Origin of the sequence: Ruegeria atlantica (assembly GCF_001458195.1) — a bacterium.
Taxonomy (GTDB): Bacteria; Pseudomonadota; Alphaproteobacteria; order Rhodobacterales; family Rhodobacteraceae; genus Ruegeria; species Ruegeria atlantica.
Genome location: NZ_CYPU01000065.1, coordinates 24,112 through 41,910 on the forward strand (window position 1 = coordinate 24,112; position 17,799 = coordinate 41,910).

At 54.4% G+C, this 17,799-nt stretch carries 18 protein-coding genes and 2 pseudogenes; 16 read left to right on the top strand and 4 right to left on the bottom strand.

Annotation, left to right across the window (positions count from 1 at the left end; genetic code table 11):
• Nucleotides 1-10 precede the first annotated feature (10 nt).
• Genes RUA4292_RS16660 through RUA4292_RS16680 form a run of 5 tightly spaced genes read left to right on the top strand, consistent with a single transcriptional unit; the run spans nt 11 to nt 4,982 of the window.
• Nucleotides 11-1,492, top strand: coding sequence for an NAD-dependent succinate-semialdehyde dehydrogenase (locus tag RUA4292_RS16660; protein ID WP_058278619.1), 1,482 nt, complete (start codon nt 11-13; stop codon nt 1,490-1,492).
• Nucleotides 1,492-2,346, top strand: coding sequence for a fumarylacetoacetate hydrolase family protein (locus RUA4292_RS16665; RefSeq protein WP_058278620.1), 855 nt, complete (start codon nt 1,492-1,494; stop codon nt 2,344-2,346). Before RUA4292_RS16660 ends, RUA4292_RS16665 begins: the two co-directional genes overlap by 1 nt.
• A complete protein-coding gene (hpaH, locus tag RUA4292_RS16670) occupies nt 2,343-3,143 on the top strand; it encodes a 2-oxo-hept-4-ene-1,7-dioate hydratase (protein WP_058278621.1) in 801 nt (266 codons plus the stop codon). The genes RUA4292_RS16665 and hpaH overlap by 4 nt, the downstream gene beginning before the upstream one ends.
• Nucleotides 3,144-3,154: 11 nt before the next feature.
• Nucleotides 3,155-4,210, top strand: a complete 1,056-nt coding sequence (locus RUA4292_RS16675; RefSeq protein WP_058278622.1) for an aldolase/citrate lyase family protein — start codon at nt 3,155-3,157, stop codon at nt 4,208-4,210.
• 43 nt (nt 4,211-4,253) lie between these two features.
• Complete coding sequence (locus RUA4292_RS16680; protein WP_058278623.1) at nt 4,254-4,982, top strand: metallophosphoesterase family protein; 729 nt, start codon at nt 4,254-4,256, stop codon at nt 4,980-4,982.
• A 13-nt stretch (nt 4,983-4,995) separates the two neighbouring features.
• On the opposite strand, the gene RUA4292_RS16685 is transcribed toward RUA4292_RS16680, so the two are convergent.
• Nucleotides 4,996-5,178 carry a hypothetical protein gene (locus tag RUA4292_RS16685; protein ID WP_058278624.1) on the bottom strand — a complete coding sequence of 61 codons (183 nt, stop codon included), beginning with the start codon at nt 5,176-5,178 and terminating at the stop codon, nt 4,996-4,998.
• A 166-nt stretch (nt 5,179-5,344) separates the two neighbouring features.
• Here RUA4292_RS16685 and RUA4292_RS16690 point away from each other — a divergent pair, with 166 nt between their 5' ends.
• From RUA4292_RS16690 to maiA, 8 genes are all read left to right on the top strand, one after another.
• Entirely contained in the window at nt 5,345-6,295 is a 951-nt protein-coding gene (locus tag RUA4292_RS16690; protein WP_058278625.1) for an MBL fold metallo-hydrolase, read from the top strand.
• A gap of 25 nt (nt 6,296-6,320) precedes the next feature.
• Nucleotides 6,321-7,955 (top strand): FAD-dependent oxidoreductase, encoded by a 1,635-nt coding sequence (locus tag RUA4292_RS16695; RefSeq protein WP_058278626.1) that lies wholly within the window; start codon nt 6,321-6,323, stop codon nt 7,953-7,955.
• Nucleotides 7,952-8,143 carry a DUF2783 domain-containing protein gene (locus tag RUA4292_RS16700; protein ID WP_058278627.1) on the top strand — a complete coding sequence of 64 codons (192 nt, stop codon included), beginning with the start codon at nt 7,952-7,954 and terminating at the stop codon, nt 8,141-8,143. The genes RUA4292_RS16695 and RUA4292_RS16700 overlap by 4 nt, the downstream gene beginning before the upstream one ends.
• A 16-nt stretch (nt 8,144-8,159) precedes the next feature.
• The gene (locus RUA4292_RS16705) at nt 8,160-9,194 is read left to right on the top strand and encodes a TRAP transporter substrate-binding protein (RefSeq protein ID WP_058278628.1); all 1,035 of its coding nucleotides are present in this window, start codon (nt 8,160-8,162) and stop codon (nt 9,192-9,194) included.
• 3 nt (nt 9,195-9,197) lie between these two features.
• Complete coding sequence (locus RUA4292_RS16710; protein WP_082637164.1) at nt 9,198-9,746, top strand: TRAP transporter small permease; 549 nt, start codon at nt 9,198-9,200, stop codon at nt 9,744-9,746.
• Nucleotides 9,743-11,059: a TRAP transporter large permease gene (locus tag RUA4292_RS16715; protein ID WP_058278629.1), complete on the top strand. Its 1,317-nt coding sequence runs from the start codon at nt 9,743-9,745 to the stop codon at nt 11,057-11,059. The genes RUA4292_RS16710 and RUA4292_RS16715 overlap by 4 nt, the downstream gene beginning before the upstream one ends.
• Before the next feature lie 63 nt (nt 11,060-11,122).
• Entirely contained in the window at nt 11,123-11,668 is a 546-nt protein-coding gene (locus RUA4292_RS16720; protein ID WP_058278630.1) for a VOC family protein, read from the top strand.
• Between the two features lie 85 nt (nt 11,669-11,753).
• The gene (gene maiA, locus RUA4292_RS16725; RefSeq protein WP_058278631.1) at nt 11,754-12,386 is read left to right on the top strand and encodes a maleylacetoacetate isomerase; all 633 of its coding nucleotides are present in this window, start codon (nt 11,754-11,756) and stop codon (nt 12,384-12,386) included.
• Nucleotides 12,387-12,468: 82 nt separating this feature from the next.
• Here the strand turns inward: maiA and RUA4292_RS16730 are convergent, their stop codons facing one another.
• Complete coding sequence (locus RUA4292_RS16730; RefSeq protein ID WP_058278632.1) at nt 12,469-12,897, bottom strand: MarR family winged helix-turn-helix transcriptional regulator; 429 nt, start codon at nt 12,895-12,897, stop codon at nt 12,469-12,471.
• Between the two features lie 134 nt (nt 12,898-13,031).
• Here RUA4292_RS16730 and RUA4292_RS16735 point away from each other — a divergent pair.
• The 3 genes and pseudogenes from RUA4292_RS16735 to RUA4292_RS16745 form a co-directional block, all read left to right on the top strand.
• Nucleotides 13,032-13,651: pseudogene (locus tag RUA4292_RS16735) on the top strand (IS6 family transposase); the annotation flags it as partial.
• 915 nt (nt 13,652-14,566) lie between these two features.
• Nucleotides 14,567-15,769: an Aq_097 family APC-type transporter gene (locus RUA4292_RS16740; RefSeq protein WP_145975001.1), complete on the top strand. Its 1,203-nt coding sequence runs from the start codon at nt 14,567-14,569 to the stop codon at nt 15,767-15,769.
• Nucleotides 15,770-16,058: 289 nt separating this feature from the next.
• Nucleotides 16,059-16,424 carry a hypothetical protein gene (locus tag RUA4292_RS16745; protein ID WP_058278634.1) on the top strand — a complete coding sequence of 122 codons (366 nt, stop codon included), beginning with the start codon at nt 16,059-16,061 and terminating at the stop codon, nt 16,422-16,424.
• Nucleotides 16,425-16,508: 84 nt separating this feature from the next.
• Here the strand turns inward: RUA4292_RS16745 and RUA4292_RS25380 are convergent.
• Together RUA4292_RS25380 and RUA4292_RS16755 are read right to left on the bottom strand one after the other, a co-directional pair.
• A pseudogene (locus RUA4292_RS25380) lies at nt 16,509-17,057 on the bottom strand (DDE-type integrase/transposase/recombinase).
• 21 nt (nt 17,058-17,078) lie between these two features.
• Entirely contained in the window at nt 17,079-17,708 is a 630-nt protein-coding gene (locus RUA4292_RS16755; protein ID WP_058278636.1) for a response regulator transcription factor, read from the bottom strand.
• Nucleotides 17,709-17,799: the final 91 nt, after the last annotated feature.

Consider the following 17,799-nt stretch of genomic DNA (forward strand, 5'->3'; position numbering starts at 1 on the left):
AATCCTGCAAATGACAGACTTACGTCTCAACGACCCCACGTTGCTTATCGAAGCAGCGCGGGTTGGCTCCAAATGGGTCGGTGCCACTGAGGTATCCATCACCCTGGAAGTGACCAACCCGGCAACTGGTGATCTAATCGGACGAGTCCCCAATCTTGGGGCGGCCGAAACGGCCGAAGCAATCGCCGAAGCGCACCGTGCACAGAAGGGCTGGGCCAAGCGCACAGCGAAGGACCGCAGCCAAATTCTGCGCCGCTGGTATGAGCTGATGATCGAAAACCAGGATGATCTTGGCGCTATCCTGACCGCCGAGCAGGGCAAGCCGCTGGCTGAGGCCAAGGGTGAAATCGCTTATGGTGCCAGCTTCATCGAATGGTTCGCTGAAGAGGCCCGCCGCGCCTATGGCGACGTCACCCCCGGCCACGCGCCGGATAAGCGGATCATCACAATCAAACAGCCAATTGGGGTTGTTGCCGCGATCACGCCGTGGAATTTCCCCAATGCCATGATCACGCGAAAGGCGGGACCGGCACTGGCGGCAGGCTGTTCCATGGTACTCAAACCTGCCAGCCAGACGCCGTTCTCGGCTATCGCGCTGGCAGTTCTGGCCGAGCGAGCCGGGTTGCCTACGGGATTGTTCTCGGTAATCACTGGATCAGCGCGCGCCATCGGAGGTGAGATGACCTCGAGCAAAATCGTGCAAAAATTGACCTTTACCGGGTCCACCGAAATCGGCGCGATGCTTTATGCGCAATGCGCACCTACGATCAAGAAGCTAGGTTTGGAATTGGGCGGCAACGCGCCGTTCATCGTGTTTGACGACGCAGATCTGGACGCGGCAGTCGAAGGGGCAGTGATCGCCAAGTTCCGAAACAACGGCCAGACCTGCGTCTGCGCCAACCGCATCTATGTCCAGTCTGGGGTCTACGACACGTTCGCCGAAAAACTGGCCGCCGAGGTCGCAAAACTGCCGACTGGAAACGGCTTTGACGAGGGCACCGTCTTTGGCCCACTAATCGATCAAGCCGCAGTCGCGAAAGTGTCTGAGCATATCAAAGACGCAACCGCCAAGGGTGCAACAGTCACACTGGGCGGCAAGCCGCACGCCCTTGGCGGCACTTTTTTCGAGCCGACCATCCTGACTGGCGTGACCGCAGACATGGCGGTGGCGACCGAGGAAACCTTCGGCCCAGTCGCGCCTTTGTTCAAATTCGGCAGGGAAATTGAAGTTATCGCAGCCGCCAATGATACCGAATTCGGCCTCGCTTCGTACTTCTATTCGCGCGACATGGCCCGTGTCTGGCGCGTGTCCGAAGCATTGGAATATGGCATGGTCGGGATCAACACCGGCCTGATCTCAACTGCTGAAGCGCCCTTTGGAGGCGTTAAGATGTCAGGTCTGGGGCGCGAGGGGTCGCGCCATGGGCTGGATGACTTCATGGAACTCAAATACTTGTGCATGGGTGGCATTGACGCCGCCGAGGAGGCCTGATGCGCTTTGCAACTTTCACCGCAAACGGAGCAACTTTTTTCGGCGCGATCACCAAGGACGGTGCAATTGCGCTAAACGACGCCTTTCCCGATCAGGCCAGCCTTTATGAGGTGATCGCCGCGGGCACGTTTGAACAGTTGACCGAGGCCGCAGCAGGCCGGGAAGTAACCCACAGGGAATTCACTTACGAAATGGTGATGCCGGATGTCCGCCGCATCCTCTGCGTCGGAGTGAACTTTCCCGACCGCAACGCAGAATACAAAGACGGCAGCGAACAACCGAAATACATGTCGTTGTTTCCGCGCTTTGCCAGCGGTTTCACCGGGCACGACCGCCCGCTGATCCGTCCTCCGGAAAACCACACGCTGGATTACGAGGGCGAGGTCGTTATCGTGATTGGCAAATCCGGTCGGCGAATTTCGCAGGAAGATGCCTATGACCACATCGCAGCCCTAACCTTGTGTAACGAAGGCACAATTCGCGACTGGGTCCGCCATGCCAAGTTCAACGTCACACAGGGAAAGAACTGGGACAATTCCGGTGCCATCGGTCCGTGGCTAGTGCCATTCACCGACGCGGCCCAGTTGGACGATGCCCGAATTCAGACCCATGTGAATGGTGAATTGCGCCAGGACGATACGCTGAGTCGCATGATGTTCCCGATCCGGCGCGAGATCGAATATATTTCGACCTTCATGACGCTTCTGCCCGGTGACATCATCGTCACCGGCACCCCGACGGGTGCGGGAGCGCGGTTTGATCCACCAAAATACCTGGAACCGGGTGACGTAGTGGTAATCTCAGTCGAGGGCATTGGAACGCTGCGCAACACAGTCGAGGACGAACAGGTATGACCCCCGAAGATCATGCCCGTGCCGCAGCCGACTTATTGCAGGCTGAATGTTCGCACGAACAGATTGGCCTTCTGACACTGCGCCATCCCGAAATGCGGATGAGCGACGCCTATGAGGTGCAGAACGCCATCTATCAACAGAAATTGGCCGAAGGGCGCAAGGTGATCGGCTGGAAAATCGGGTTGACCTCGAAAGCGATGCAATATGCGCTGAATATCGACATCCCCGACAGCGGAATTTTGTTCGATGATATGAAGTTCGATCACGGCGGAACCGTTCCTGCGGGCCGGTTTATCCAGCCCCGGATCGAGGCCGAGATTGCTTTTGTCATAAAATCTGCGGTAGGCGGAGAGAACGTCACCCGTGACGACATCATTGCCGCCACGGATTACGTCGCGCCTTCGATTGAAATCCTCGACACGCGTATTCAGCGTGTTGACCCCGCGACCGGACAAACGCGTACCGTCTTTGACACAATCAGCGACAACGCCGCCAATGCGGGCATCGTGTTAGGCCCTGAGCGTCACGCGATAGATGCATTTGATTTGCGTTGGGTTGGGGCACTGACCTTCCGCAATGGTGAGATAGAGGAAACTGGTCTGGGCGCGGGTGTTCTGAACGATCCGGTCGAAAGCGTCGTCTGGCTGGCCCGCCGCATGGCGCAGTACGGCCAGAGCATAGAACCGGGCCAGGTGATCTTGTCCGGTAGCTTTATTCGACCCGTCGAATGCCCGCCGAGCACCGAAATCCATGCTGATTTCGGACCATTTGGCTCGGTCGATATCAACTTTGCCTAAAGGAGGCCGGGATGCCTGCGCCACTAAACGCTTTCAAGGCCGCGCTGCAGGCTGGTCGGCCACAGGTCGGCTGCTGGATTGGAATGGCCGACACCTATGCCGCCGAAATCGCGGCCACGTCCCAGTTCGACTGGCTGCTCGTTGACGGGGAACACGCCCCAAACGATCTTCGCTCAATCCTGGAACAGGTGCGGGTCATCGAAGGAAGCGGCAGCCAACCGGTCGCACGTTTGCCGATCGGTGAAACCTGGATGATCAAGCAATACCTCGATGCCGGCGTTCAGAATATTCTGGTGCCGATGGTCGAAAGCGGAGATCAGGCACGGGATTTGGTGCGGGCTGTGCGATACCCGCCCCACGGAGTTCGGGGCGTGGGTTCGGCGTTGGCAAGGGCCTCGCGCTTTGCGGCGATCCCGGACTATCTGAAAACGGCGGATGAACAAATCTGCCTGCTTGTTCAGGTGGAAAACCGCGCCGGGTTGGAGGCACTGGACGATATTCTTGCCTCTGATGTTGATGGGGTCTTTCTCGGCCCTTCCGATATGGCCGCTGATATGGGCCATATCGGTGATACTGGTCATACAGAAGTGGTAGAAGCCGTTTTGGACGCGATAACTCGGGTCGTCGCGGCAGGCAAATTTGCCGGGATACTGACACTTGATCCGGCCATGCAGCGTAAATGTCTGGATCTGGGGGCGACCTTCCTGGCCACAAACATCGACGTTACTTTGTTCGCGCAGGCGGTGCGCCGGGCCGCCGATGAGGCCTTGGCGTTGCTACCTGACCAAAGCATCTCGGGTGTTGCCCAAACGGAAGCGGCCAGCAAGTACCTGCAGCAATTGTGCAAGCACTGGTCTCACAAGGCCCAGGTGACTTTTGACGACAACCACGGCAGCGTGGAATTTCCGGGTGGAAACCGGCTGACTTTGATCGCAGGTGAAACCAGCCTTTCGCTGACGGCTGAAACCGGCCCTCGCGGTGATCTGGGCCGCTGGCAGGAAGTCATCGAAGCGCATCTGGTACGGTTTGCTTTTCGCGAAGACTTCAGCATTGACTGGGTGAACTGATCCCAAATCAACTACCGCCTGAAGACGACGACAAGGAACACTCATGTCAGATCCGGTTTATGTAATTGGCGATATCCATGGCCAACTGGGGAAGCTTGAAGACGCACTGGACCGGATCGAACAGGATGGAGGACCAGACGCCAAGATCGTGTTTCTTGGCGATTATACGGACAGGGGTGCCCAAAGTTGCGGGGTTTTGGATCTGCTGGTCCGAGGGAACGCCGACGGTAAGAACTGGGTCTTTCTACGTGGCAATCATGACCAGATGTGCGCAATGTTTCTGGAGGACTATCCGCGCAATGATGCGCGCCTGCTGGTCGGGTATCACTGGCTTCATCCTCGGATCGGCGGGATCGAAACGCTGCGGACCTATGGGGTTGAAACCACCAACGTGGGCAGAATCTATCAAGTTCACGCCAAGGCCAAGAAGGCCGTCCCTCAGGCTCATATAGATTTTCTGAACTGGCTAATGCCGTTCCATCAGGACGGCGCATTGCTGTTCGTGCACGCAGGTATTCGACCCGGGGTGAAACTGGATCAGCAAGACCACGACGATCTGATATGGATTCGTGACGAATTCCTGAACCATAAAGATCCATATCCATGGTTGGTTGTCCACGGCCACAGCCACGTGGCCGCACCTGAACATCATGGAAACCGTATCAATCTGGATACAGGAGCAGGCTATGGCCAAGCCCTGACCGCCGCCGTGTTCGAAGGCACCACGTGTTGGGTACTGGATGCTGGTGGGCGTAGACTTGTGACCCACTGAGACAGACTCTGACTCACATGGCGTAAAAATGTGGCGTCGCCGATGTCGTTTCTTTTTTAAAAAGCTTCTCAACCATGATCGCCGTCATCGCTAAGCCTTGAACCACCACATTGGGTCCATCAGACGTTTTTTGGAACAGCAGTTCTTTACGGCGGTCGGCAGGATTGGCGGCAATAATAGCTGGAATGGACAACATTTTTCTACGCCGGCAACTTCGGAAAAATCTTCGAATGCACTCAGCAACAATAGTTCAAACACGTGACTCCAAACGAAACGGCATTGACTTTAGTTTCATATGTAACGATATTCGTTGCAAATGAAACAAAACGAGTCACGCGAGCGACATACTTCGGGAGAACACAATGGCTAAGGCATTCGCATCTCAGGGAGATTTGGGTGAAAAGACGGTTAGCTTCACCGAAGTGGGTGAAGGGCTTTGGGCCTTTACTGCTGAAGGTGATCCCAATTCCGGCGTGATCATCGGCGATGATAGTGTCATGATTGTCGAGGCGCAGGCCACGCCACGTCTGGCTGGCAAGGTGATTGAGAAGGTCAGAGAAGTTACCGACAAACCGATCACACATCTGGCGCTAACTCACTATCACGCGGTTCGCGTTCTAGGCGCTTCAGCGTATGGCGCAGATCAGGTTCTCATGTCCGAAACAACCCGAGCGCAGGTTGTCGAACGCGGTCAGGAAGATTGGGACAGTGAGTTTCAGCGTTTTCCACGTCTGTTCGAAGGCCATGAAAGCATTCCCGGACTGACCTGGCCCACCACGACCTTCAAGGATCGCATGAGTGTATACCTCGGCAACCGGCGCGTCGATCTAATGCATCTTGGTCGCGCCCATACTGCCGGTGACATCGTCATTCACGTCCCCGATCAGAACGTCATGTTTACCGGTGACATCGTCGAGTATCACTCGGCCTGCTATTGCGGCGACGGCCATTTCAACGATTGGGGTGGCACTCTGGACAATATCGCCGCATTTGACGTCGATGCTATCGCGCCCGGCCGCGGTGATGCTCTGCTCGGAAAAGACATGGTTGAAGCAGCAATCGAGTCTACCCGGGGTTTTGTCGAAAGCACCTATCGCCCGGCTGCTCGTGTCGCCGCTAGCGGCGGCACCCTGAAAGATGCCTGGGACGCTGTACGCGACGCGTGCGACCCGAAATTCGCTGACTACGCAATCTACGAACACTGCCTGCCGTTCAATGTTGCGCGCGCCTATGACGAAGCACGCGGCATCGACACACCACGTATCTGGACGGCGCAGCGGGATCTGGAAATGTGGGAACAACTGCAAGGCTGAGCGCCTGAAGGGAGGGGATTTTCCAATGTTTGATGATCGTTACACGCTCGCCTACAAGAGCTATCCATACGAGAGGTCGCCCGATCAGGATATTGACGCACCGGTGCGTCACCCGGTTGTGGTCATGGGCGGCGGGCCGATCGGAGTCGCCACAGCCCTGGACCTCGGCCGCCAAGGTATTCCGGTGGTTGTGCTTGATGATCATGAGGGCATCGGCATGGGCAGTCGGGCGATTTGTTTCGCAAAGCGCTGTCTGGAAGTGGCCGACCGCTATGGCTGCGGCGAACCGATGCTCGAAAAAGGCGTTGTCTGGAATCTCGGTAAAGTATTCCATCGCGATGACAAGGTATTCGAATTTAACCTGTTGCCGGAAGACGGGCATAAATACCCCGCCTTCATCAATCTGCAGCAGCCTTATTTCGAGCAATACATGATCGACCGTCTGCGCGAGCTGCAGGACAAGGGTGCCCCGATCCAGTTGCGTGGCAAGAACCGTGTGGACAGCGTCGAAGTACACGACGATCACGTCACCCTGAAGGTGATGACACCGGATGGACCTTACACGCTTGAAGCGGACTGGCTTATTGGTTGCGACGGCGCCAATTCACCACTGCGCGGGATACTTGGTCTCGATTTCAGCGGTCGAGTCTTTCAGGACAGCTTCCTGATTGCTGATATCACGCTGAAAGGCGATCTGAACTTCCCCACCGAGCGCTGGTTCTGGTTTGAACCGACCCACGGCTCTGGCGCCTCAGCTTTGTTGCACAAGCAACCTGATGATGTCTGGCGGATCGACTTCCAGATCGGCTGGGATGTTGACCGTAAAGAAGAACTTAAAGAAGAGAATATCCGTCGCCGATTGGATGCGATGCTGGGGGATGTGGACTATGAAATGGTCTGGTCCTCTATCTACACCTTCCAGTGCAAGCGGATGGACAGCTTCCGCTCTGGTCGCGTGTTTTTTGCTGGTGATGCGGCGCACCAAGTCTCGCCCTTTGGTGCGCGTGGTGCCAATTCCGGCATGCAGGACGTGGACAATCTTGGGTGGAAACTAGGGTTGGTTATTCAAGGCAAAGCGCCGGAGAGCCTGCTTGACACCTACGATACCGAACGGGTTCACGGCGCGGACGAAAACATCCTGAATTCTACACGGTCCACCGATTTCATCACGCCGAAATCAGAAACCAGCCAGATCTTCCGCGATGCCGTGCTCAGCCTGAGCGGAACGTACGAATTCGCACGACCGATGGTCAACTCGGGTCGGCTCTCGGTTCCATGCGTGTACAGTGAATCGGGACTCAATTCCGCTGACGCACTGGCAGGCGGTCCCGAACGGACGCAGCCCGGCGCCCCCTGCCCTGATGCCCCGTTGGGCGATGAATACCTGTTGTCGAAGCTGGGTGATGAGTTCATCCTTTTGACAATCGATGCAGAAGCACCTGAAATTCTTGAAGAGGACGGCATCACGGCACGCCGCCTGGCTCTTTCAACCCGCGACGACCCGACTGGTCAGCTCAGGAAACGCTATCTCGGCGAAGCCAGTTCGGCGGTCTACCTGATCCGCCCAGATCAGCATGTCGCCGCCCGCCGAGCGGAATACAACGAAACCCTGATGCGCACTGCCTTGCGCCGTGCGGCCGGTAAGGAAGTAAGTCAATGAGCGATCTGACCCTGACACCGAATATCGACGGAACCGACGATTTCTACGCCGACCTGCTGGCAACGCATGAGGGCAAGACCAAGGCCGAGAGCGATATAATCAACGCGAGGTTAATTCTGATCCTGGCCAACCACATCGGCGACCGGGACGTCCTGAGCCAGGCGCTCAATACCGCCGACATCACATAATCCAAGGGAGGATACCATGAATATCAAACTGAAGGGCAACACCCTGCTGCTCGCCGGCATTGCAACCGCTGCAATGTCTATCGCAACGACTACCGTGGCCGAGACCAAGCTTGCGCTTTCGAGCTGGCTGCCGCCGCGCCATCCGATCGTCGTTGAGGCAATCAAACCCTGGGCCAAGCAAGTGGAGGAAGTCACCGATGGCCGCGTGACCGTACGTGTGCTTGCAAAGCCCATGGGCCCGCCCCCGGCACATTACGACATGGCTGCCGAAGGTATCGCTGATATCACCTACGGCTTGCATTCCTTTACCACAGATGACCGTTTCACCCGCTCTCGGATCGGTCAGTTCTCGTTCATTGGTGACGATGCCGTTGCTGGCTCCAAAGCATTCTGGAATGTCTATTCCGGCCCGCTGGAGGCGCAGAAAGAACATGAGGGCACCAAGCTTCTGGGGCTCTTTGTGCACGGCCCCGGCATGTTGCACAACAATGTCCGTAAGATCGAAAAGACAGACGATTTCGCAGGCCTGAAGATCCGCGTGCCCGGCGGCTATATCTCGGACCTGATGTCCGGTCTCGGCTCCACAACGCTCTTCATGTCTTCGGGTGAGGTGTATGAAAAGCTGTCGCGCGGAGTAATCGATGGCGTGACGTTCCCCTACGATGCTCTGGCTGCGTTCAAGCTGACCGAAGACGTCAAGTACACGATGCAAGTCCCCGGCGGCATCTACAACACCACTTGGTTCATGGTCATGAACGAAGACAAATGGAACGAGATCTCTGAAGAGGATCAGGCAGCCATCGAAGCGATTTCCGGTGAAGCCTTTGCCGCACTGGTTGGCGAAGCTTGGGTCGGTGCAGACGAGAAAGGCAGCGCCGCGGCTGAAAAGGCCGGGATCGAAATCTACGAAGCGCCAGCCGAAGTCGTTGATGCGATCAAATCACAGGCAGCAGATGCCGAAACAGCGTGGTCCAAAGCCATCTCGGCGGACGGCTATGACGGCACTGCTGCTCTGGAAGAAATGCGCAAACAAGCTGGCGTGGACTTCTGATCCATGGAGCGGCTTCGCCATCGTTTCCCCGACCAGCCCCCTGATGAGGGGCTGGACATCGGGCTGCTGCTCGACAGATCTCTGGGTGTCGGGGCCGCACTGATCCTGTTCAGCCTCGTCCTCATCACCTGTGTGGATGTAGTTGGGCGCTACCTGTTCAACGCACCGCTATCCGGTGCCTTCGAACTCACTGAAATACTGCTGGCAGCGCTCGTTTTCCTTGCCTTGCCACTGACGACAGAGCGCCGTGAACATGTCGAGGTCGACCTGCTGAATCTGGCGCTTGGACGCAAGACGCAACGTCTTTTGTCTGCGTTTGCAGGCCTGTTCTCTGCTGCCCTGTTAGCCACCTTTTCTTGGCGGCTTTTCACCCATGCGGCCAAGGCCGCACATGACGGCGCGGTGACCAACGCGCTTGAGATTCCACTGGCACCATTCGGCTATCTAGCTGGGGTCTCCTGCATGGTTTCGGCGTTCATCGCATTCCTGCGCGGATTACAACCGCCCATCGAACACGACACCGATCAAGATCACCTAGAGGGCGCCCCATGATTGAATCTCTGATCGGCTTTGCGATCCTACTGGGACTTATACTACTGCGCGTGCCCATCGCCTTCGCAATGGCGGCCGTAGGCGGCTTTGGGTTTGCCTATATGCGTGGTTGGGAGCCTGCCTGGGCTATGACAGGGCAAGTGGCCTTTGACACTTCTTTGTCTTACTCCCTTTCGGTCATCCCTCTGTTCATCTTCATGGGCAATGTGTTGGCCGGCTCAGGCGTGGCACACGGGCTGTTCGCCGGTGCCGATCGGCTTTTTGGCAGGCTGCGCGGCGGACTTGCCATGGCTTCGGTCTTTTCTTGCGGCGGTTTCTCCGCGGTGTGTGGCTCGTCCTTGGCCACTGCTGCCACGATGTCAAAAGTTGCCATGCCTTCAATGCGCCGTTTTGGCTATGATGACCGGCTGGCGACAGGCTCTATCGCCGCGGGTGGGACACTGGGCATTTTGATCCCGCCGTCGGTGATCCTGATCATCTACGGCCTGCTGACCGAAACCAATATTGCGAAGCTTTTTATCGCGGGAATTGTGCCAGGTATCATTGGTGTGCTGTTTTATCTTGGCGCGGTCATGGTTGCGGTACGGTTGAACCCATCTCTGGCTCCGGAGGAGGAAAACACCGAACCGATGAGCCGGGCTGACGTCATAGGCGTGATCTGTGTGCTGGGCCTTTTTCTCTTCATCATGGTTGGCATTTATGGTGGGTTCTTCACACCGACTGAGGCGGCCGGAATGGGTGCAGGTGCTTCGATCCTGATCGCCATTGCCCTCAGGACGATGACCTGGCGCAGCTTTTTCGCAGCTACGCTGGATTCGATCCGGGCTACTGCCATGATCTTTGCTGTGATCATAGGTGCCGAGCTGTTCACCAACTTCATAAACTACGCCGGACTGCCGGATGCCCTATCAGGCTTTGTTGTCGACAATGAATTGCCGGTCTGGGCGGTCATCGTGTTCATAATGCTGACCTACATGGTGCTTGGTTGTGTGCTTGAAAGCTTGTCGATGATCTTGCTGACAGTGCCGGTCTTTTACCCACTGATGTTTGAGCTTGAGTTTGCCAATGAACTCCTGCTCGATCCCGAAAACGCCCTGATCTGGTTCGCCATTGTGGTTGTTGTGGCCACTGAAATCAGCCTGATCACACCCCCGGTCGGTATGAATGTCTTTGTGCTGAAGGGCGTGTTGCAAGATGTCTCACTCGGAACGATCTTTCGCGGCGTGCTGCCATTCTGGATCGCGGACATCCTGCGGCTGACCCTGCTCATCCTTGTACCCTCCCTGTCACTCTGGCTGGTGGGGTTGATGTGAACGCCTGAGGCGACCGTACGTTGCCTTGGCCTTGAAAACTGCACCCTCGGAAAGGAGAAATCGATGAAAATCGAGAAGATCCATCACGTCGCTTACCGCTGCAAAGACGCAAAAGAGACGGTCGAATGGTATGGGAAAATGCTGAACATGGACTTTATCCTGGCCATCGCCGAGGATCATGTCCCATCTACGCATGAGCCGGACCCCTACATGCATCTGTTTTTGGATGCCGGGAATGGGAATGTTCTGGCTTTCTTCGAGCTGCCCACGAAGCCGGAAATGGGCCGGGATCCCAATACCCCGATCTGGGTGCAGCACATCGCCTTCAAGGTGAAGGATCGTGTAACGCTGCTTCAGTTCAAGGACCATCTGGAAGCTAATGGCGTCGAAGTACTCGGCGTGACCGACCATTCGATTTTCCACTCTATCTACTTCTTTGATCCTTCCGGCCATCGTATCGAACTGGCCTGCCCGGACCCGGAAGAAGAAGCGCTGCTGGAGCGCATGGACGAAGTGAAATGGCTTATGTTGGACGAGTGGTCGAAAACCAAGAAAGCTCCGAAACATGCCGATTGGCTGCATGCCAAAGAACTCAACAAGTCTGCCTGACGGGCATCCCGTGCCGGATAGGTTTCCGGCGCGGGAACCTATCTTTGGCAAAATCCGAGACGGTTTACCACAAAACAAGGAAGTCATGAAACTATACGGCTATTGGCGCTCGACGACCTCTTTTCGGGTCCGGATCGCATTGAATCTCAAGGGTGTTTCCTACAAAACGATCCCCGTCGACCTTGTTGCCGGAGAACAGCGCGCGCCGGACTACGTCGCGCTGAACCCCGGGAAGGGCGTCCCTACGCTGATCCTTGAGGACGGTCGTGCATTCACCCAATCGCTTGCGATCATCGATTATCTCGACGCCACCATACCCGAACCTTCGTTCCTGCCGGAGGACCCGTTCGAGCGTGCGCGGGTACAGGCTGCGGCCCATACCATCGCGATGGACATACATCCGGTTAACAACCTTAGAGTCACCGCGCATCTGAAGTCCCGGTATGGGCTTACGGCCGAAGATGGGATCGAGTGGTTCCGGCATTGGATGACAGAAGGTTTCCATGCCTACCAAGCGCTTTTGCCAGCTAACGCCACCTTCAGTTTTGGTGACAAGCCGGACCTTGCCGATATCTGCCTTGTCGCACAGCTTTACAATGCACATCGCTGGGGCGTCGATATGGCTCCATTCGAACGGTTAATTGAGATCGAAGAGCGCGCATTCGCCCTGCCCGCTTTCGACGCCGCCCGACCTGAAAATCAGCCCGACGCTTCCTGAGAGAAATACACTGGCAGACCTCATTCTATTCTAGACAGCCAGCACTCCAGATGGCTTGAGTTGCGCATATTGGCTTATGTACCTATGTCTCCGACGCGGCCTTAAGCAGCGCAGTCACGCCTCGGTCCAGTGCTGCACGGTCCTCAGCCGACATGGAATTCAGCATCCCTTGCGCGCAAGCATCGACTTGTGGCAGCAACTGTTCGAAACGCCGATGGCCTTCCGGCGTACAATGATAAACCCTAATTCGGCGATCTTCTTCGGAAATTGCTCTGGTTATCAAACCTTTATCGTCAAGCCTCTGCGCGGCCCGGCTGACTTGAACCTTATCCAGAGTGGTGCGTTGCGAGAGTTCTAGAGAGGTCAGGCTTTTGGCATTGGCAAGTAGAAAAAGCAGGCGCCATTCCTCCCGTGATAGCCCGAATTCGCGCTGGTATACTTCCGTGAGTTTTCGTGAGAACGCTTCGGACGCCACGGCGAGGCGATAGGGAAAGAAGGAATCTAGTTGCATAAGAAACTATATGTCCGCTTTGTTTCACATGCAACGAAATTTCCTGCACTGATCTTCGCCATCTTAACGCTGGTTGTTTTGCACACTACAAGCCGAAGTTGACGAAATCGCGTTTCCCAGTGTTTTGGCTCTGATACGAAGTTTGTTTCTGCGTTCGCTACGGCGTCTTGTACTGCGACCTAGAATAGATCATGGCGGAACGTGGGGTGGAGGTTGATCACGCGACGCTGAACCGATTGGACTTAAAATACTCGCTTCAGGTCGCTCAGATGACGCAGAAAAGGAATATCAAGGTTGCTCGATCTTGCCGCATGGGCGAGGCTTATCTGAAGGTTCGCGGTGAATGGGTCTATTTGTAGTGCGCTGTGGACCGTGAAGGTCAAACCTTTGACTTCATTCTGTCAGCGAAGCAAGGCACCGCCGCGGCCAAGGAATTCTTCGCCAATGTGCTATGTCGCAACGGCAACCCAACGCGTATTACAATTGACATAAATCATAGCAACACTGCCGGGATCAAGGAAATGAACAAAATTTTAAACGGTTGCAGATACGTGTCAAAATCGACACCGTCAGATCGAAGTACCTCTACAACATCTTCGTGCAGGATTATCGATTCATCAAGCGGCGCACGAGACCGATGCTCGATATCAAAGGCTTCATCTCAGCAGCGGTGACACTCGCGGGCATTGAACTAGCTAACATGATCCGCACAGGTCAGGTCGGATTTTTGACAAGGTTTCGGTCAATTCGCTGAACTCGCGGAACAATTGCACCCAATCAGAGACCTAGCTCTGACCAACGCCAAAATTTGCAACAGAACCCATGCAGCTCAATGTTCTAATCGTTGTTTGGACTCTGCTCGAAAGCGCAGCGTCTGAAGTGGTTTCTTTCCAGTATTTCATACGCGCCCTTTTGGAGCGCGCCCGGGTGATGCATTTAGATTCTTTTCTTGGAACCTGCTGTACATTCCGTAACCGCCGCTAGTCATAAGTTTCGGTTCCAAGCGCTCCGTAAATTAGACCTCAGCAAGTTTGAGTCGTATTGCCCCTGCACCACCTCGTTCCCCAAAAAGACATGCTCGCCGACATTTGTCCGAAATGGAAGCGGTTTTCCTTCGGATCGTCGGTAGCCTTTGTTTAGGCGACCATAAGGCAAATTCGAATGTACACGGAGTTCGATGCGGCCACCGTCGTCTGCGTAATCTACAAAATGTGTATAGAATGAGAACAAATTACCTCGACGTTCGTCGGGTAGATACAGACGAAATAGCACTGAACAACATTCTCAGTGTATTCGCAAAAAGCCTCCTAAAATTACTTTTATATGTCATTTTCACCTGAGGCCCGCCATTATGAAGTTAGAAATGCTTGTTGATCGACCGCAGCATAAGTTAACTTCGATGGGGGCGGCCCAAAGCGGTCCTTCATCGAATTCGGTAATGCTGCGGTGCTGCTTCGCCAAACCGGTCACCCGTTGCACGTCCGAGAGTGGCATCTCTAAGGATGCCAACACGCGCAACAGCGCCTGTCGGGTTTTTTCTCAACAACGGCTGAAAAAGCAATGCTTGGATTAATTATAGGAAAAAGCAGAAACACAGTTAGAAGCAGTTAACTCTGCTAGGGTTCCTCAAGAGGCGAAGAACACGCCCGAACCGGATAGGTCTGTTGATTTGATACCGACAATTACCTTTGTGGCCATTGGAGCAGTTGTTCTTTTAGGATTACTGTTCGCTCCGTTTTCACAAACCGCGATTTGGCGCGCCACAGTTACCCCACTCGCCTCAATCATCGGGAGTGGTTTTCTGGTTTCCGCCCCTCTGCTTGCCCGGGAGTTCGGGGGCTTTGCTGCGCTTGCGATGGCGCTGTTAATTCTCGTGGCAATGCTGATTGGATGGACAATTCGCTACAACATCAGAGTTGTCGAACCACAATTGGCAGCTGACAAGGATCATGTTCTGCATTCGATTGAGCAACTCAGTCATATTGTTCTCGCATTTGCCTACTTCATTTCCGTTTCCTATTACCTTGCCCTTCTCGGGCACTTTGTCCTACAGGGCGCAAATATTGACCGGCCAGAGTTGGCAAAACCCATCGCGATAAGTCTATTGGTAGTAATTGGGCTATTAGGTTGGAGCGGTGGAGCGCAAAAAGTTGCCCGCGTTGAACGCTATGCGACAGCTTTAAATCTATCAGTGATAGCTGGTTTTCTTGCGGCTCTTGCGGTTTTTGCGTTCGGGAAGATCGTCGGGCCGGGCGACTTTCTGTCAGCTGCTGGCAAATTCGAGCTTAAGTCACTTCCTGTTCTTCTCGGGTTGCTGATTGTTGTGCAGGGATTTGAAACGACAAGGTTCATGGGCGAGGAATTTGATGCGCAGACCAGAATTAAGGCGATGTGGAATGCGCAGTTGCTCTCCGGGGTTGTTTACATTGTCTTCTTCATACTCCTTTCGCCGCTGCTGATAGATCTGTCTCAGGGAGAGGGTGTTGCTGCTGTTATATCTGTCTCGGCTATGGTCGCGGGCATACTGCCGATTTCTTTGACAATAGCTGCGACAGCCAGCCAATTTAGCGCATCTGTTGCAGACAGTATTGGGGATGCCGGCCTGATCGGCGAGATCACTCATGATCGCGTAAACCCCAGCCACGCCTATGGTTTAATTGCGCTGGTTGGAATCGGCATTCTGTGGTCGACTGATGTTGACCAGGTGATTGCCTTGGCAAGCCGTGCCTTTGCCTTGTTTTATGCCCTTCAATGCCTGGTCGCATTTGAAGCTGCACGTAAGCGTAAGGGTGACGAGAAAAAAGCCGCTGCCTTTTTGGCCCTAAGTATTGTTTCCGGAGCGGTTTTTATTTTTGGGGTTCCTGCTGGTTGAATAGGATTGCACCAAGGAATGGAAAACCGAACGCTTTCAACACTCGGTTATGTCAGAACGAAGCCGGCTTCGCCTCCTCGCTTAGATCAACTGAAGTGGCGTTAAAGGTTCGCAGGCCCTGGAAATTTGACCCGATAGCGCCCAGAACACCAATTGAGGTGACGGCTAGGTGCAGAACGCCTAACCTATGAAAGAAATTATTCTTGTTTCCAGTTTCTTGGGGTCAATTCAGAAACAGATTTCAAAAAGCGCCATGTTCTATTGAGAAAACGCAATAAAGGAGAGGGAAATGACCACTGAAGACCAACTTTGGGCAACAGAAGAGCGGCTGTGGTTAAACGGTTTCGATTCCGCACATTCAGAAATATCTGAAGATGCCGTGATGATCTTCCCGTACCCAGCGAAAATACAACGCGGCACGGCTGGCGCGCAAGGCAAGGCAGGATGGCGGACGGTTCTAATGAGCGACCGCCATTTCAATCAAAAAGGTGAGATTGCTGTTCTCGCTTATCAGGTGTCAGCCGAACGACCTAATGCTCCGATTTTTCATGCTGTGTGTGCATCAACATACTTAAACGATGCCGGTAATTGGAAGCTCGTGTCACATCAGCAAACACCAGCCGACGAAGAGACGTTAGCGCAGCCCGAGCTTTAATAATTGATACAAAGGATATTGATCAGGCCCCCCTTGTGTGGCCAAGATTGATTGTGGGTGAAAGTGTTGTCTCATTTTCGGCACCTATCTTGCAATCTCGGCAAAATTCCGGAATCCAGACGTTGCAGTGCTGTGAAATTGCCGCTTCCGGATCATGTTGGCGATTTCGATGCTGTCCAGGGTAACCGAGGCGGATCTGAACGATTTGAGCCCGCACATGTACCGGATGCGTCGCTGGATGAACCGATGATCTTGTTCAATCATGTTGTTCAAATATACGGGTCTGATTGCTCGAATTTTGGATTGGCAGCCAAACCGAACAAGGATTTAATTTGCTTCTTGAATGCCCGCCGCGGTGACTCCACTTCTATCAATGAGGATTTTGTGTGGAATTCCTTTACAAGACAGCGATTTCACAAGGAACCCAGTTGGTGCTGGGCAGTTTCTGCGCTCAAACAATATGAAATCAATGGTGTTTCCAGCTTTGTCGGCTGCCCGATGGAGGTACTTACAATTGCCGCGAAAACTTTGCAACGGAATCGTGACGCTTTTCACACCAACAAAACGATCCACTATCAAACCCCGGAAGCAAACGGCTAGTTCGGTAGCCCAACTCAGATTCTCACAATTCATTGCGAAACAACACTTACAAACCTAATCTGACGCAGATTTTGCTGAATAATAAAAAGCGATGGCTTGCGCCCTGTTTCTAACTGACAGTTTTTCATAGATGTTCGAGAGGTGAAATTTCACGGTATTGGTGGAAATCTGTAACTCTTTTGACAGTTCCCGGTTGGACATTCCCTTCGACAGTGCCTCAAGGATAACCCGCTCTTTGCGCGACAAGGTCTGAAGGGGACTATGTTGCACCGTGCGTACATCGATGAATGGGAAAACCATCTTACCTTTGGCAACATCAACGCATGTCTCCAGCAGGCCTTCAACCTCACCGGAACGAGGTGCAAACCCTGCGGCGCCTGCTTGCATGGCCAGCCGTGGGACATCACCTGCCTCATCACCATAGACCACAAAACGCGGTGCATTTTCCTGTTCGCGCAGCACTTCGATCAGTTTGGCTGCACCCAAAGCTGGCAGCTCCCAGGACACCACGCAGACCTTTACCGGCACACGCATGACTGCCCCAAGGAAACCTTCGGCAGTTGCAGATGTCGCCACCAACGAGAATCGTTTGTCTCTCTCAAAGATTTCGGACATCGCCGAGAGGACGAGAGAATTGTTGTTGGCGAGCATAATGTCGATCGGAGGGAGCGTTGTGTCGAGCATTGATTTTCCACCTAATTTACCCAAGAACTACCATGTTGGGTAGGGAAGTTTTCGGTATACATCGGTATATTTGCCAAAATGGGTAGGTTTT

Excerpts from the sequence above, each read along its gene's own strand:
- RUA4292_RS16660 (WP_058278619.1), top strand. The coding sequence starts at position 11 with ATGACAGACTTACGTCTCAACGACCCCACGTTGCTTATCGAAGCAGCG.
- RUA4292_RS16665 (WP_058278620.1), top strand. The coding sequence starts at position 1,492 with ATGCGCTTTGCAACTTTCACCGCAAACGGAGCAACTTTTTTCGGCGCG.
- hpaH (WP_058278621.1), top strand. The coding sequence starts at position 2,343 with ATGACCCCCGAAGATCATGCCCGTGCCGCAGCCGACTTATTGCAGGCT.
- RUA4292_RS16675 (WP_058278622.1), top strand. The coding sequence starts at position 3,155 with ATGCCTGCGCCACTAAACGCTTTCAAGGCCGCGCTGCAGGCTGGTCGG.
- RUA4292_RS16680 (WP_058278623.1), top strand. The coding sequence starts at position 4,254 with ATGTCAGATCCGGTTTATGTAATTGGCGATATCCATGGCCAACTGGGG.
- RUA4292_RS16685 (WP_058278624.1), bottom strand. The coding sequence starts at position 5,178 with ATGTTGTCCATTCCAGCTATTATTGCCGCCAATCCTGCCGACCGCCGT.
- RUA4292_RS16690 (WP_058278625.1), top strand. The coding sequence starts at position 5,345 with ATGGCTAAGGCATTCGCATCTCAGGGAGATTTGGGTGAAAAGACGGTT.
- RUA4292_RS16695 (WP_058278626.1), top strand. The coding sequence starts at position 6,321 with ATGTTTGATGATCGTTACACGCTCGCCTACAAGAGCTATCCATACGAG.
- RUA4292_RS16700 (WP_058278627.1), top strand. The coding sequence starts at position 7,952 with ATGAGCGATCTGACCCTGACACCGAATATCGACGGAACCGACGATTTC.
- RUA4292_RS16705 (WP_058278628.1), top strand. The coding sequence starts at position 8,160 with ATGAATATCAAACTGAAGGGCAACACCCTGCTGCTCGCCGGCATTGCA.
- RUA4292_RS16710 (WP_082637164.1), top strand. The coding sequence starts at position 9,198 with ATGGAGCGGCTTCGCCATCGTTTCCCCGACCAGCCCCCTGATGAGGGG.
- RUA4292_RS16715 (WP_058278629.1), top strand. The coding sequence starts at position 9,743 with ATGATTGAATCTCTGATCGGCTTTGCGATCCTACTGGGACTTATACTA.
- RUA4292_RS16720 (WP_058278630.1), top strand. The coding sequence starts at position 11,123 with ATGAAAATCGAGAAGATCCATCACGTCGCTTACCGCTGCAAAGACGCA.
- maiA (WP_058278631.1), top strand. The coding sequence starts at position 11,754 with ATGAAACTATACGGCTATTGGCGCTCGACGACCTCTTTTCGGGTCCGG.
- RUA4292_RS16730 (WP_058278632.1), bottom strand. The coding sequence starts at position 12,897 with ATGCAACTAGATTCCTTCTTTCCCTATCGCCTCGCCGTGGCGTCCGAA.
- RUA4292_RS16745 (WP_058278634.1), top strand. The coding sequence starts at position 16,059 with ATGACCACTGAAGACCAACTTTGGGCAACAGAAGAGCGGCTGTGGTTA.
- RUA4292_RS16755 (WP_058278636.1), bottom strand. The coding sequence starts at position 17,708 with ATGCTCGACACAACGCTCCCTCCGATCGACATTATGCTCGCCAACAAC.